This is a genomic window from Sphingomonas lycopersici (assembly GCF_026130605.1).
Lineage (GTDB): Bacteria > Pseudomonadota > Alphaproteobacteria > Sphingomonadales > Sphingomonadaceae > Sphingomonas > Sphingomonas lycopersici.
In genome coordinates this window covers 36,037-50,860 of sequence record NZ_JANFAU010000008.1, presented here as the reverse complement: position 1 = coordinate 50,860, position 14,824 = coordinate 36,037, and the positions used below count along the sequence as shown (strand labels likewise).

At 66.9% G+C, this 14,824-nt stretch carries 12 protein-coding genes; 8 read left to right on the top strand and 4 right to left on the bottom strand.

Annotated features, from left to right (window positions below; all coding sequences use genetic code 11):
- Positions 1–159 precede the first annotated feature (159 nt).
- The 3 genes from NED98_RS15915 (at position 160) to NED98_RS15905 (ending at position 3,641) form a co-directional block, all read left to right on the top strand.
- Positions 160–1,380 (top strand): acyl-CoA dehydrogenase family protein, encoded by a 1,221-nt coding sequence (locus NED98_RS15915; RefSeq protein WP_265313632.1) that lies wholly within the window; start codon positions 160–162, stop codon positions 1,378–1,380.
- Between the two features lie 108 nt (positions 1,381–1,488).
- On the top strand, positions 1,489–2,553 hold the full coding sequence (locus NED98_RS15910; RefSeq protein WP_179512067.1) for an acyl-CoA dehydrogenase family protein: 1,065 nt from the start codon (positions 1,489–1,491) through the stop codon (positions 2,551–2,553).
- Between the two features lie 245 nt (positions 2,554–2,798).
- On the top strand, positions 2,799–3,641 hold the full coding sequence (locus NED98_RS15905) for a helix-turn-helix domain-containing protein (RefSeq protein ID WP_179512066.1): 843 nt from the start codon (positions 2,799–2,801) through the stop codon (positions 3,639–3,641).
- Between the two features lie 138 nt (positions 3,642–3,779).
- On the opposite strand, the gene NED98_RS15900 is transcribed toward NED98_RS15905, so the two are convergent.
- Positions 3,780–5,024 (bottom strand): TetR/AcrR family transcriptional regulator, encoded by a 1,245-nt coding sequence (locus NED98_RS15900; protein WP_432423334.1) that lies wholly within the window; start codon positions 5,022–5,024, stop codon positions 3,780–3,782.
- A gap of 155 nt (positions 5,025–5,179) precedes the next feature.
- Between NED98_RS15900 and NED98_RS15895 the strand changes: the two genes are divergently transcribed.
- The 5 genes from NED98_RS15895 (at position 5,180) to NED98_RS15875 (ending at position 10,507) form a co-directional block, all read left to right on the top strand.
- Entirely contained in the window at positions 5,180–6,487 is a 1,308-nt protein-coding gene (locus NED98_RS15895) for an acyl-CoA dehydrogenase family protein (protein WP_265313631.1), read from the top strand.
- Between the two features lie 144 nt (positions 6,488–6,631).
- Positions 6,632–7,720, top strand: a complete 1,089-nt coding sequence (locus NED98_RS15890; protein WP_265313630.1) for a Zn-dependent alcohol dehydrogenase — start codon at positions 6,632–6,634, stop codon at positions 7,718–7,720.
- Positions 7,717–8,775 carry a phosphotransferase family protein gene (locus NED98_RS15885; RefSeq protein ID WP_265313629.1) on the top strand — a complete coding sequence of 353 codons (1,059 nt, stop codon included), beginning with the start codon at positions 7,717–7,719 and terminating at the stop codon, positions 8,773–8,775. The genes NED98_RS15890 and NED98_RS15885 overlap by 4 nt, the downstream gene beginning before the upstream one ends.
- Positions 8,776–8,790: 15 nt before the next feature.
- Entirely contained in the window at positions 8,791–9,555 is a 765-nt protein-coding gene (locus NED98_RS15880) for an SDR family NAD(P)-dependent oxidoreductase (protein WP_265268887.1), read from the top strand.
- A 154-nt stretch (positions 9,556–9,709) separates the two neighbouring features.
- Positions 9,710–10,507, top strand: coding sequence for an SDR family NAD(P)-dependent oxidoreductase (locus tag NED98_RS15875; RefSeq protein ID WP_179512061.1), 798 nt, complete (start codon positions 9,710–9,712; stop codon positions 10,505–10,507).
- Positions 10,508–10,549: 42 nt separating this feature from the next.
- Here the strand turns inward: NED98_RS15875 and NED98_RS15870 are convergent, their stop codons facing one another.
- From NED98_RS15870 to NED98_RS15860, 3 genes are all read right to left on the bottom strand, one after another.
- Positions 10,550–12,388, bottom strand: a complete 1,839-nt coding sequence (locus NED98_RS15870; protein WP_265313628.1) for a DUF885 domain-containing protein — start codon at positions 12,386–12,388, stop codon at positions 10,550–10,552.
- Between the two features lie 181 nt (positions 12,389–12,569).
- Positions 12,570–13,463, bottom strand: a complete 894-nt coding sequence (locus NED98_RS15865) for an acyl-CoA thioesterase II (protein ID WP_265313627.1) — start codon at positions 13,461–13,463, stop codon at positions 12,570–12,572.
- A gap of 144 nt (positions 13,464–13,607) precedes the next feature.
- Complete coding sequence (locus NED98_RS15860; protein ID WP_265313626.1) at positions 13,608–14,735, bottom strand: acyl-CoA dehydrogenase family protein; 1,128 nt, start codon at positions 14,733–14,735, stop codon at positions 13,608–13,610.
- Positions 14,736–14,824: the final 89 nt, after the last annotated feature.

The following is a 14,824-nucleotide window of genomic DNA, read 5'->3' as shown; positions in this document are numbered from 1 at the left end:
CCCTTCGACAAGCTCAGGGCGAACGGTGGAGGAGTGATTTGGACCCAGCGCACTTTGTTTCAGCGCCCGCGCCCATTCTCCCCCTTTGCATCTTCGCGCCGGACGTGCGATGCGATTGTCCATACCCGATATTCAGATTCGGAAAATGGAGTGATGCCGATGGCGACCGCCGCCGACCTCGACCGACCCGCCGACAGCGTCGAAGCCTTTCGCGAGGAAGCGCGCGCGTGGCTGGCGGCGAATTTCGATCCCGCGCTGCGCGGGCAGGACAATGCCATGTCGGCGGTCGACGGCCCGAGCGCCGAAACCGACGCGCAGCGCAAATGGCGCGAGGCGATGGGCGAAAAGGGCTGGGGCGTCCCGACCTGGCCGCGCGACTATGGCGGCGGCGGGCTCTCGCGCGCCGAGGCGCGCGTGCTGCAGGAGGAAATGGCGAAGATCGGCGCGTGGAACCCGATCGGCGGGATGGGCGTGATGATGTTCGGCCCGACTTTGCTCGAATATGGCAATGAGGCGCAGAAGAGCGAGCATATCCCGCGTATCGCGCGCGGCGAGGTGCGCTGGTGCCAGGGCTATTCGGAGCCGGGCGCGGGATCGGATCTCGCCAGCCTGCAGACCTTCGCCGAGGACAAGGGCGATCATTATCTCGTCAACGGCCAGAAGACCTGGACCTCGGGCGGGCAATGGGCCGACAAATGCTTCGCGCTCGTCCGCACCGACAAGTCGCAGAAGCATGCCGGGATCAGCTTCCTGCTGATCGACATGACCAGCGAGGGGGTCGAGACGCGGCCGATCCGGCTGATCTCAGGCGCGTCGCCGTTCTGCGAGACCTTCTTCACCAACGTGAAGGTGCCCAAGGAAAATCTCGTCGGGCGCGAAGGGCAGGGATGGGAAATCGGCACCCGGCTGCTCCAGCACGAGCGCAATTCGCTGTCGGGCGGCAGCGGCTCGGCGGCGCGGATGAATGCGGGGCGGACCGTCCCCGAGATCGCCAAGAAATATCGCGGCGCCGACGCCGAGGGGCGGATCGCCGACGCCGATCTGCGCACGCGGATCATCAAGCATGAGATGGATCAGCGCGCCTTCGCGCTGACGCTGCGCCGCGCCGCGCTCGAGGCGAAGGGCAATGCCGGCCCGTCGGCGGCGACGAGCATCATGAAGAACGTCGGCGCGCGGATCACGCAGGATCGCGCCGAGCTCAACATCGAGATCATGGGGATGCAGGGGCTGGGCTGGGAGGGCGAGGGCTTCACCCCCGCCGAGCTCGAGCAGACCCGCACCTGGCTGTGGGGCAAGGCGGTGTCGATCTACGGCGGGTCGAGCGAGATCCAGAACAATGTGATCGCCAAGCGCATCCTCGGGATGCTCGATCATCAGTGACTGAGGTTGGCGGCTGCCCGCAATGAGGCAGTGCGCCTGGAGAGGGCCGGGTGGAGGAGGGACGCGCGAGACGTCCTCCTCCCCGGTTTCTAAAGGAAGGATTTGAACATGGCAGCGCTCAACGAAGAACAGGTGATGCTGCGCGACATGGCGCGCGAATGGGCCGATAACGAAAGCCCGGTTACCGCCTTCCGCAAGCTGCGCGACGCGGGCTCGGCGACCGGCTTCGACCCCGAAGCGTGGAGCGCGATCGGCGCGATGGGCTGGGCCGGGATCGTCATCCCCGAGGAGTTCGGCGGATCGGCGTTCGGCTATCTCTCGCTCGGGCTGGTGGTCGAGCAGCTCGGCCGCAACCTCGCGGCGACCCCGCTCGGCGCGACCGCGGTGGCGGCGAGCGCGATCGTCATGGGATCGTCGGACAAGGCCAAGAAAGACTGGCTGCCCCGGCTCGCCTCGGGCGAGGCGATCGCCACGCTGGCGATCGACGACGGCCCGTCGCACGACATGAAATTCACCGCGAGCGTCGACGGCGGCAAGCTCAGCGGCACCAAGCCGTTCGTCGCGGAAGGCGACGGCGCCGATGCGTTCGTGGTCGCGGCGGCCGATGGGCTCTATCTGGTCGCGAAGGGCGAGGGCGTGACGGTCTCGACCCGGCATATGGCGGACAGCCGCAGCCATGCCGCGGTGACCTTCAAGCATGCGCCGGCCGAGCGGCTCGGCGATACCGCGCTGACCCAGGCGATCGTCGACCGCGCTGCCGCGGTTACCGCCGCGGAGATGCTCGGGATGGCCGAAAGCGCATTCCGCCAGACGCTCGATTATCTCAAGCAGCGCGTCCAGTTCGGGCAGGTGCTATCGAGCTTCCAGGCGCTTCAGCACCGGATGGCGAAGATGCTCACCGAGCTGGAGCTGATGCGTTCGGCGGTCGAGGGCGCGCTCGAGGCGATCGACGCGGGACGATCCGACGTCGATCAGGCGGTGAGCCTCGCCAAGGCGGTGGCCAACGATACGCTGCGGCTGGTGAGCCGCGAGATGGTCCAGCTCCACGGCGGGGTCGGGATGACCGACGAATTCGACGCCGGGCTGTATCTGAAGCGCGCCGCGGTGCTGGAGACGATGTGGGGCACTGCCTCCTGGCATCGCGACCGCTTCGGGCGGCTCAACGGTTATTGAGCTTTTTTCTCCCCTCCCTTTCAGGGGAGGGGCCGGGGGTGGGGCAGGGTTCTCGTAGAGACCATCCACCCGTGACTCCCCCACCCCAACCCCTCCCCTGAAGAGGAGGGGGGCTTTTTATTTCTGCCGCGCGCCGTTGCGCCAATATTGTCTCAAATTGGCACAAATCATTATAAATTGTAAAATTTTCCGCTAATCTAAGTTTAGTTACCTGCTAACTCCCTGTGTTCAGCGCGAGGGAGAAAATGGCGGATTCGGATAACGCGCCCATTACCTATTGGCGCGCAGACAAACGCTTCGCGGGGCTGATCACCGGCTTTCACCGGTTTCGCATTCCATTTCGTCCAGGAACGACGTTTCGCGACGTATTCTTTCCGGGCGATCCCGTAATACGTTTCGGAATCGAGGAGCCGCAGCCCTGGTCGCTCCGGGTCGGCTCGCGGCGGTTCGACATGCCGCTGGCGTCGTTCGCCGGCCCGACCAATGTTGCCGGCTGGGCCGAGGCGACCGGCGGGACGGTGGTGGGGATCGGGCTGCGCGCGGTCGGCTGGGCGCAACTGTTCGGTGGCGATCTTTCGGTCCACGCCAATCGCGTCGTCCCGCTGTCGGTGCTCGATCCGGCGGCGGATGCGGTGCGCGAGGCGCTCGACGCCGGCGAGCATCCCCCCGTGGTCTTGGAACGCTGGCTCGATGCGCGGCTGGCGGAGCCGCGTCCGGTCGATCCGCTGGTGCCGCAGCTCGAGGCGGCGTTCGACGAGGCCGAGACGATGCGGATCGAGACGCTGGCGGAGCGGGTCGGCATGACGCCGCGCCAGTTCGCCGCGCGGACGCGGCAGCATTTCGGTTTCACGCCCAAATTGCTGCTCCGCCGGCGGCGCTTCCTGCGCGCGCTGAGCGGGACGCTCGATGCGCCGCCCGAGACGGCGGGCGCGCTGCTGGCGGAGGCGGGTTATTGGGATCGGTCGCACTTCCTGCGCGACGCACATCTGTTCCTCGGCTGCTCGATCCGCGAATTCCGCCAGCGCCGGGGGCCGTTTCACGCGCTGGCGATGCAGGCGCGCGCGGCCGCTTTCGGGGCGGCGGTGTAGGGGAGCGGTCGCGCTTCGATGCCCGTCGTCATCCCGGCCTCGAGCCGGGATACATCAAGCCTCAAGCGCAGCGATCAGAGCCTCTTGTCCCGCGCCTGCCTTCCGATGGAGCCTGGCTCGCGCCGGGGTGACGGGGTGCTATTCCGCCACCGCGCGATCGTCGAACAGGCCGAAGGTCAGCGTCGAGGCGTAGAGCGCGATCGCGCGGTCGCGGGGCATCGACCACGCCCATTTGCGCATGTCGAACGCCGCGTTGAGGAACGCCATCAGCGCCTGCGCCGCGATCAGCGCGTCGACCGGGCGGATCGTTCCTTCGGCGATCCCGTCCGACATGGTGCCGGCGAAACGCCGCGCGATGCGGTTCGACCGCTCGACCATCACCTGCCGCACCCCGGGCGGCAACCCGGACAGCGCGGTGGTGCGCAGGAGCGGGCCGAGTTCGGAGAATTGCACGTCGAGCAAGGTGGCGATCATGCTCGACAGCCGGTTCCAATGCGTCCCGCCCTGTTCGTCGGCGATCCGCTGCGCCGCGGCGATCGTATCGAAGCTGCGCTTGTAGCAAGCGACGACCAGATCGTCCTTGGCATCGAGATGGTGGTAGAAGCTGCCCTTGGTGACGTTGAGCTCGGACGCGATGCGCTGGACCGAGGCGCCGCGATAGCCGAGTTCGTTGATCAGCCGCGTCGCGGCGAGCAGGAACGCCTCGCGTCCCGGCACCGTCTCGTCGTGCGGCAGATCGATCGGCGTGGGCCGCCACAGCGCCCCCGGCGCGGCGATGCCGTGGCGGAACACGTCCATCAGCCGCGCCTCGGCGCGGGCATATTGATCGGGCTCGTAGCGCACCAGCCACACCGGCAGCCAGAAGGTGTTTTCGAGCAGCACATGCGCGCGCGCGCCGTGAAGATCGGTTTGCTGGCGCGTCTCGGCCGATCCCCACAGCAGCCGCGTGCGACGGAACACCTCGCGCCAGCCGGCCATCAGCGCGGATCGCACCGGCTCGTCCATCGCGCGCAGGTCGGAGAGTCCGGCCATCTGCCGCTCCTCGCCGCGCTGGATGCGGGCGAGCCGCTCCATGTTGAGCGCGAGATAACGCTCGACCCGCGCCTCAGGCGTATGCTGCGTCATCGCCTCGTCGAGCATCCCCATCAGCCGTTCGAGCGTATGCTCGAACGCGGCGGCGGCGAGATCCTCTTTGCGCTTGAAATAATAAGTGACGCTTGTTGTATTGAGCCCGACGCGGCGTGCCACGTCGGCGAAGGTCATGCCCTTCGCGCTTTGCTCGTTGATCGCATCCGCGGCCGCGGCGAGGATCGCGTCACGCTTCGCCCTGAAGCGGCGCGTACCCGATTCCTCTCCCCGGCCGGATTCCCCCATGCCGTTCATCGAATCACTCTAGCAGCAAGATTTCGAAGAAACAGTCCCTTTTATGACAGAGGCGATAAGCTGTGTTGCGTAGGGAGTGAGCGGCGATTCGGATGCTTTACCGAATGAAGGGTACGGTCTAGAGCTTCCCGCAAGACAGGCTCTGGAGGGATGCGATGGACTTCACGCTTAGCGAACGCGAAACCTATTTCCGGGACCGGGTACGCGATTTCATCGACCAGCAGATCCGTCCGCGGCAAGCCGAATACGATCGCCAGCATCATGCGGGCGACCCGTGGAAGGTCATCCCGGTGCTCGAGGAGGTGAAGGCCAAGGCCAAGGCCGCCGGGCTGTGGAATTTCTTCATGCCGCCGCATTCGGGCCAGCAACATGTCGACGACACGTTCGAATTCGAAGGGACGCAGCTCACCAATCTCGAATACGCCCTGTGCGCCGAGGAGATGGGCAAGATCGGCTGGGCGAGCGAATGCTTCAACTGCTCGGCGCCCGATACGGGCAATATGGAAGTGCTCCATCGCTACGGCACGCGCGAGCAGAAGGAGCAATGGCTCCGTCCGCTGATGAACGGCGAGATCCGCTCGGTGTTCCTGATGACCGAGCCGGCGGTCGCCTCGTCGGATGCGACCAATATCGAGACGCGGATCGAGCGCGACGGCGATCATTACGTGATCAACGGGCGCAAATGGTGGTCGTCCGGCGTCGGCGATCCGCGCTGCAAGGTCGGCATCCTGATGGGCAAGACCAGCTTCGAGGGGTCGCGCCACCAGCAGCAGAGCCAGGTGCTCGTGCCGATGGACACCCCGGGGGTGAAGATCGAGCGGATGCTGTCGGTCTACGGCTATGATCATGCGCCGCACGGGCACGGCGAGGTGAGCTTCACCAACGTCCGCGTGCCGGTCGAGAATCTGCTGCTCGGCGAAGGGCGCGGGTTCGAGATCGCGCAGGGTCGGCTCGGGCCGGGGCGGATCCATCACTGCATGCGCACGATCGGCGTCGCCGAAGTCGCGATCGAGAAGATGGCCAAGCGGCTCGTCAGCCGCGTCGCGTTCGGCAAGAGGCTGTCGGATCACAGCGTGTGGGAGCAGCGCATCGCACGCGCGCGGATCGATATCGAGATGACCCGGTTGCTGTGCCTCAAGGCCGCCGACATGATGGACAAGGCGGGCAACAAATCGGCCAAGCTCGAAATCGCGATGATCAAGGTGCAGGCGCCCAATATGGCGCTGCAGATCCTCGACGATGCGGTGCAGGCGCATGGCGGCGCGGGCGTCGCGGAGGATTTCGGGCTCGCGCATGCCTGGGCGTCGCAGCGCACCTTGCGGCTGGCGGACGGGCCGGATGAGGTCCACGCCCGCGCGATCGCGCGCGACGAATTCGGCAAATATGCCGATTGGAAGGCCGAGCGCCCGGTGCCCTATGGCGGCAGCGACGTATCGAGCGGGGATATCGGCGTTTCGCGCTGAACGAATGCCCGTGCCGTCATCCCCGCGAAGGCGGGGATCCATTCGCGCGGGTCGTGGAGAGACACGCACCGCCAGCCAGAATGGATTCCCGCCCTCGCGGGAATGACGAGGGATAGGATGATGACGATTAACTAGGAGAGGCACATGAAGGCCGCCGTTTTGTTCGAAGCCAAGAAACCGCTTGAAGTGACCGATGTGCTGGTCGCCAAGCCGGCGGCGCATGAGGTGCTGATCCGCACGCTGGCATGCGGCGTGTGCCGGTCCGACCTGCATTTCGTCGACGGCGCCTATCCGCATCCGCTCCCGGCGATTCCGGGGCATGAGGCGGCCGGCATCGTCGAGGCGGTGGGCGAGGAGGTGCGCACGGTGAAGCCGGGCGACCACGTCGTCACCTGTCTCTCGGCATTCTGCGGCCATTGCGAATATTGCGTGACCGGGCGGATGTACCTGTGTCTCGGCGGCGAAACGCGGCGCGCGGCGAGCGCCGAGCCGCGGCTCAGGCTCGCCAATGGCGATCCGGTCAACCAGATGCTCAACCTCTCGGCCTATGCCGAGATGATGCTGGTCCACGAGCATGCCTGTGTCGCGATCGACCGGGAAATGCCGCTCGATCGCGCCGCGCTGATCGGCTGCGCGGTGACGACCGGGGCCGGGGCGGTGTTCAACACCACCGACGTATCGCCGGGCGAGACGGTGTGCGTCGTCGGGTGCGGCGGGATCGGGCTCGCCGCGGTCAATGCCGCGAAGATCGCGGGCGCGGGCAAGATTATCGCGCTCGATCCGGTGCCTGAAAAGCGCGCGATCGCCGAGAGGCTCGGCGCGACCCACAGCTATGACCCGCTCGCCGAGAATGTCGTCGCCGAGGTGATCGAGGTGACCAAGGGCGGGGTCGATCATGCGATCGAGGCGGTCGGCCGCCCGCAATCGGCCGAAACGACGGTCAAGGTGCTGCGCCGCGGCGGCACCGCGACGATCCTCGGCATGATGCCGTTGAACGAGAAAGTCGGGCTGTCGGCGATGGACCTGTTGTCGGGCAAGAGGCTGCAGGGCGGGATCATGGGGTATAACCGCTTCCCGGTGGATATCCCGCGGCTGGTCGATTTCTACCAGCGCGGGCAGCTCGATCTCGACACGATCATCGCCGAGCGGCTGCCGCTCACCCGGATCAACGACGCGTTCGACGAGCTCCGCAAGGGCGACGCGACGCGCAGCGTGATTGTCTTCGATCAATGACCGATACCAGCCTGCAAGCCGAGATCGCCGAACGCGACCGGCTCGATCTGGACGCGCTGGCCGCGTGGATGAGCGCCAATGTGCCCGATTTCGCCGGCCCGCTGAGCTATGCCAAATTCGCCGGCGGGCAATCCAACCCGACCTACAAGCTCACCACCCCGACCCGCAATTATGTGCTGCGGCGCAAGCCGATGGGCGAATTGCTTCCCTCGGCACATGCGGTCGACCGTGAATATCGCGTCATCGCCGGGCTGCACCCCACCGGCTTCCCGGTGCCGCGCCCGTTCGGGCTGTGCGAGGACGATACGGTGATCGGATCGGCCTTTTACGTGATGGAGATGGTCGAGGGGCGGACGATCTGGGACGGCGCCTTCCCGGGCATGGACGCCGATACCCGGCGCGCGCATTATCACGCGATGATCGACACGCTGGCGCAACTCCACAATGTCGATCACGTCGCCGCGGGGCTTGAGACGTTCGGCCGCCCCGGCAATTATTTCGAGCGCCAGGTGTCGCGCTGGACCAAGCAATATCGCGGCGCCGAGACCGAACATATGGAGCCGATGGAACGGCTGATCGAGTGGCTGCCGCGCACCTTGCCGCCGCAGACCCGCACCTCGATCGTCCACGGCGATTATCGCTGCGACAATATGAAGTTCGCCCCCGGGCTGGAGCCGCGCGTCGCCGCGGTGCTCGACTGGGAATTGTCGACGCTCGGCGATCCGCTCGCCGATCTGTCCTATTTCCTGATCTCCTGGGTGACCGAGCCCGAGGGCCGCTCCGGGGTGCTGGGGCTCACTGGGCCGGAGACGGGGATCCCGACATTGGAGGAAGTCGTCGCGCGTTATTGCGAGAAGACCGGCCGGCCCGAGGGGCTGCCCGATCTCAATTGGTATCTGTCGTTCAACATGTTCCGCCTCGCCTCGATCGTCCAGGGGATCAGGAAGCGCTTCCTGATCGGCACCGCCTCCAACGCCAATGCCGAGGCCGCCAGCGCGCGCGTTCCGGCGCTGGCGCAGGCGGCGTGGGATTTCGCGGTGAAAGCAGGGGCCTGAAGGGAGGAAACACGCATGTCGCTGTTCGATCTGACCGATAAGGTCGTGCTCATCACCGGATCGTCGCGCGGGATCGGCAAGGCCGCCGCGATCGCCTGCGCCGAACAGGGCGCGAAGGTGGTGATCTCCAGCCGCAAGCAGGATGCGTGCGACGCGGTCGCGGCGGAGATCAACGACCGCTTCGGCGCGGGCACCGCGATCGCGGTCGCCGCCAATATCTCCGACAAGGCGGGGCTCCAGCATCTGGTCGACGAGACGCGGCGCGCGTTCGGCCGGATCGACTGCCTCGTCTGCAACGCCGCCTCCAATCCCTATTACGGCCCGCAGGAAGGGATCGCCGACGAGCAGTTCCGCAAGATCCTCGACAATAATATCGTTTCCAACCACTGGCTGATCACGATGGTCGCGCCCGAGATGAAGGAGCGCGGCGCGGGATCGATCGTCATCGTCTCCTCGATCGGGGGGCTGCGCGGCTCGACGACGATCGGGGCTTATTGCATCTCCAAGGCGGCCGACATGCAGCTCGCGCGCAATCTGGCGCACGAATACGGCAAATACGGCATCCGCGTGAATTGCATCGCGCCGGGGCTGATCAAGACCGATTTCGCCAAGGCCTTGTGGGAAGACGAGGCGGCGGTGAACGAACGCAACCGCACCACCCCGCTGCGCCGCATCGGCGAGCCGGAGGAGATTGCGGGCGCGGTGGTCTATCTCGCGTCCAAGGCGAGTACGTTCATGACCGGTCAGGTGCTGGTGATCGACGGCGGCGTGACGATCTGAGCTGCCGTTCTTTCGTCATTCCCGCGAAGGCGGGATCCATTCTGGCTGGCTTATCGGCTGAACCGCGACACCAGCGTCACTGGATTCCCGCCTTCGCGGGAATGACGAGGGGGAGAGGCTGGCGGCATTTCAAAACGAACTGGAGGATGCGGCAATGAGGTTCACCGACAAATCGATCATCGTCACCGGCGCCGGCTCGGGTATCGGCCGCGCCGCCGCCACCCTGTTCGCGGCGGAGGGCGGCAAGGTGATCGTCGCCGACGTTACCGACGGCGCCGAGGCGACCGCCAAGGCGATCCGCGATGCGGGCGGCGTTGCGGAGGCGATCCGCATCGATGCCGGGTCGGAAGAGGATGTCGTGAAGGCGGTCGCGCTCGCCTGCGATCGCTACGGCGGGCTCGACGTGATGTTCGCCAATGCCGGCATTTCGGGCGGGATGGCCAATATCTTCGATACCAGCGTCGAGCTGATCACCGAGGTGCTGCGGGTCAACCTGATCGGCCCCTATCTGGCGGTGAAGCACGCCGCGCCGCGCATCGCCGAGCGCGGCAAGGGCGCGATCATCCTCACCGCCAGCGTCGCCGGGATCCGCTCGGGGGCGGGGTCGCCGGCCTATTCGGCGTCGAAGGCGGGGGTGATCAACCTCGCGCAGGTTTCGGCGCAGCAGCTTGCCGGATCGAACGTGCGGGTCAATGCGATCTGCCCCGGGCTCACCGAAACCGGGATGACCAAGCCCACCTTCGATTATGCGCGCGATGCCGGGAAGATGGATCGCGTCGGCCGGCTCAATCCGCTGCGGCGCGGCGCGCAACCCGAGGAGCTGGCGAAGGTCGCGCTGTTCCTGGCGTCGGACGACGCGAGCTACGTCAACGGACAGGCGATCGCGGTCGACGGGGGGCTCTCGTCGAGCCATCCGGTGACCAAGCAGGAATATGGGCGGACGGCGGTTTAATTTCCTCTCCCCTCCCTGGTGAAGGGAGGGGAGTTAGAAGGATCAGGCGCTCGCTGCCCAGCGATCGACCACCTTTGCCAGCACCCCGAGCGGGACGCCGCCGGTCTGCACCACCGCGTCGTTGAACCCGCGCACGTCGAACCGCGCGCCGAGCTTGGCCTTGGCGACATCGCGCAGGCGATTGATCTCATTATGCCCGGTCTTGTAGCCGAGCGCCTGCCCCGGCCAGGTGCAATAACGGTTGAGCTCCGACCGCGCCTGGCTGGCGGTGAAGCCGGTGGTCGCCATGAACCACTGCATCGCCTGATCAATCGTCCAGCGCTTGTGGTGCAGCCCGGTATCGGCGACGAGCCGCGCGGCGCGGAAGTTCATCGACTGGAGATAGCCGATCCGCCCGAGCGGATCGTCGGCGTAGAAGCCGACCTCGTCGGCGATCTGCTCGGCATAAAGCCCCCAGCCTTCCGAATAAGCGTTGAAGCTCAAGAGGGTGCGGATCAGCGGCAGATCGAACGTATATTCGCCCTGCCACACATGCCCCGGAATCCCTTCGTGGAAGGTCAGCGTCGGCAGCGAATAGCGCGGCCAGATCCCGGTATCGCGCAGGTTGATGTAATAAGTGCCGGGGATCTTGCCGTCGATCGATCCGGGGCCGGCATAGCCGTTGGGCGCGCCGTCCTGGATCGCCGGGGGGACGCGCTTGATGTTGAGATTGCCGCGCACCAATTTGCCGAACGCCTTGGGCATCAGCGGACGGATCTTCGCCACCACCTGATTGAGATAGGCGAGCAATTCGGCGCGCCCCGCATCGGTATTGGCGAACAAGAGATCGGGGCGTTTGCCCAGCACCGCGAGCCGCTCGCCCGCGGTGCCCTGCGTCAGCCCCTGCGCGCGGAGCAGCGGGTCCATCTCCGCCGCCAGCGCCTTGCATTGTTCGAGCCCGGCGGCGTGGATGTCCTCGGGCGTCCGCTTGGTGGTCGTCCCCGCCTCGACCAGCCAGCCGTAGATGTCGGCAGCATCGGGCACCTGCCACATCCCCGCGACATCGGGCGCCTTGGGACGCAGCGCGACAAAGGCATCGGCCTGCGCGGCGAGTGCCGGGGCGATCTCCTGCTCGGCGATCGCGGCGGCGCGCCGGGCCCAGTCGCCCGCGATGCCGGCGGCCTGGGTCTTGCTGCCGAAGCTGGTGACGATCGCCCAGTCGGCCGGCCGCGCCGCGCCGTCGCGCAGCTGGCGCGCGGTGATCTCGTTGAGGAAGGCGGGGAGGTAGACGCCCTTGGCGGCATCGGCCTTCACCCGCTCGGTTTCGTCGCGCAGTTCCTGCGCATAGGCGCGCATCCGCGCGAGATAGGCCTCGGCATCGGCGGTATCGGCGACCTGATGCTTGTTTTCGAGCAGATCGGGCACGTCGACGAACGCGCCATTGCCCTGGCTCACGACATAGGGGGTCGAGCGATAGCCATTGGCGGAGAGGAACGCCATGTCGCCCACCGGCATCCGCCGCCAGCCGTCGAGCGCGATCTCGTGCGCGACCGTCGCGGTCTCGACATGCACGGTGACCGCGGGGGAGAGCGTTTTGGTGTCGATCGCGCGCAATTCGGTCAGGCGCTGCGCGGCCTCGGCGCGGCGTTTGGCTTCGGCGCCAGCGCTATGATCGCCGAGCGCGGATTTGAGCGCGGCGCGTTTGCCCGTGTCGATGCCGAGCGTCATCGCGTTTTCCGGGTAGCTTACCAGCAGCGCCTCGGCGTGCTTGTCGAGCAACGCCATCGCGGCGGCGTCGCCCCGCGCGCCGGTGGCGGCGAGGGCGCGGGCGCGGGCGGGGAGGGCGGCGGTCGCGCCCAGCGCGGCAGCGCCGGCAACGAACCGGCGGCGATCGATTTGCATGATCAGAGTCCCACTTTTGGCGGTGATGCTGGCGGGGATACGCTATCCGCGGCGCAATTGAAGCCCCTCCCCTTCAGGGGAGGGGTTGGGGTGGGGGAGTCAGGAGTCACGGGCGGACGGTCTCGGTGAGACACCTTCCCCACCCCCAACCCCTCCCCTGAAGGGGAGGGGCTTTTTGGCGCTACCCCCGCGGTTCGCGCAGGCGGATCAGGCCTTCCTGCGCGACGCTGGCGACGAGCCGGCCGTCGCGGGTGAAGATCTGGCCGCGGTTCATCCCGCGCGCGTGGCCCGCCCAGGGGCTGTCGGTGGAATAGAGCAGCCAGTCGTCGGCGCGGAAATCCTCGTGCAACCACACCGCATGATCGAGGCTCGCGCTCTGGAAGCCGGGGGTCGTCCAGTTGACGCCGTGCGGTAGCATGCAGGTGCCGAGCAGCGACATGTCCGACGCATAGGACAGGATCGCGCGGTGGATCGCCGGATCGTCCCCCACCGGCGCGACGATGCGGAACCAGCTATGCTGGATCGGCGCGGTCGGGGTGGGGTTGAACCATTTGCGCGGGAAGACCGGGCGGATCTCGATCGGGCGCGGGCGGGTCAGCGCGCGGCGGTAACGCTCGTCGACATGCGGGCTCTCTCGCGCGCGGATCGCCGCTTCGCTCTCGAGTTCCTCGGGCGCGGGAACGTCGGGCATCTGATCCTGGTGGTGGAAGCCGCCCTCCGGCACCTGGAACGATGCCGCCATGTTGAGGATCGGCGCGCCGCGCTGCATCGCGATGACGCGGCGGGTGGCGAAGCTGCGCCCCTCGAAATCGCGCACGACGCGGAAGATGATCGGATAATTCTCGTCGCCCGGGCGCATGAAATAGGCGTGGAGCGAATGCGCGACCTTGGGCGCATCGGTCGAGCGCTGCGCGGCCTGCAGCGCCTGCGCGATCACCTGCCCGCCGAACACCCTGCCGACCCCGTCGCGCTGGCGACGGCCGCGATACAGATCGGTGTCGATTTCCTCCACGTCGAGCAGGTCGACCAGCTCTGCGGCAAGCTCCGCCGGGGTGGGGGTGGGGGCGTCTGACACGTCGATCGGCTCCTTTTCGGGCTTGTCTTTTACCGTCATGCCGGACTTGAACCGGCATCCAGGGCAACAGGCGGTGGTATTTGTGGCTCTGGATGCCGGGTCAAGCCCGGCATGACGATAGAAGGTCGCGGGTCGCGTGTGCGATCAATAACCCGCCGCGCGCGCCAATTGGTCGGCGTGGAAATTGGCATCGCCGAACATTTCGGCGAGCACGCGCTGGCGCTTCATGTAGAAGCCGATGTCATATTCGTCGGTCATGCCGATCCCGCCGTGCATCTGCACGCCTTCCTGCACGCTGAGCATCGTCGCGAGGCCGGTCATCGCCTTGGCGACCGAGACCGCGGCATCGGCCTTGTCGTCGCCCGCATCGAGCAATTGCTGCGCCTTGAGCACCGCGGCGCGCGCCACCTCCATCTCGCTATAGAGATGCGCGGCGCGATGCTGGAGCGCCTGGAAGCTGCCGATCAGCGTGCCGAACTGCTTGCGTTCCTTGAGATAATTGACGGTCATGTCCATCGCGCCGCCGCCGACGCCGAGCATCTCCGCCGCCGCGCCGGTACGGCCCGCCCGGAGCAGCCGGCCGAGCGGCCCGCGTCCGGCATCGACCTCGCCGATCACCGCATCCGCGTCGACGTCCACGCCGTCGAATTCGAGCCGCGCGGCAAGGCTCGCATCGGCCAGCCGCTCGGGGGTGACGGTGAGTTTCGCCGCATCCTTCGGCACCGCGAACAAGGTGACGCCCGCCTCGTCATCGGGCGAACCCGCGGTGCGCGCGGCGACGATCAGCAGATCGGCGACATGCCCGTGGGTGACGAACTGCTTCTTGCCGGTGAGGCGGAAGCCGTTGCCGGCGCGCTCGGCCTTGAGCCCGACCGCGGTGCGATGCTTGGCGCCCTCGTCGATCGCCAGCGCGGCGACCGTCTCGCCGGCGAGGATGCCGGGATACCAGCGCTGGGCGTGGTCGGTGCCCTTGAGCGCCTCGACCGCCGCGACCGCGGTGGCGAGGAACGGGGAGGGGGAGAGGTTGCGTCCGATCTCCTCCAGCACCACCCCGGCCTCGACATGGCCGAGCCCGAGCCCGCCGTGATCCTCGCCGATCAGGATGCCGGTGAAGCCCATATCGGCGAATTGCTTCCACAGATCGCGGCTGAATCCGGTCGCGTCATTGTCGTCGCGCAGCTTGCGCATATGGCTGACGGGGGCGTGTTCGGCGACGAAATCCTTCGCCGTGTCGCGCAGCATCGTCTGCTCGTCATTCAGGAAAAGCGGCATTTTCTTTTACTCCGTCATCCCGTCTCTCCATCCGTCATCCCCGCCTCCGCTGGAATGACGGGGAGAGCGAACGGGTCTATCGCGTGGAT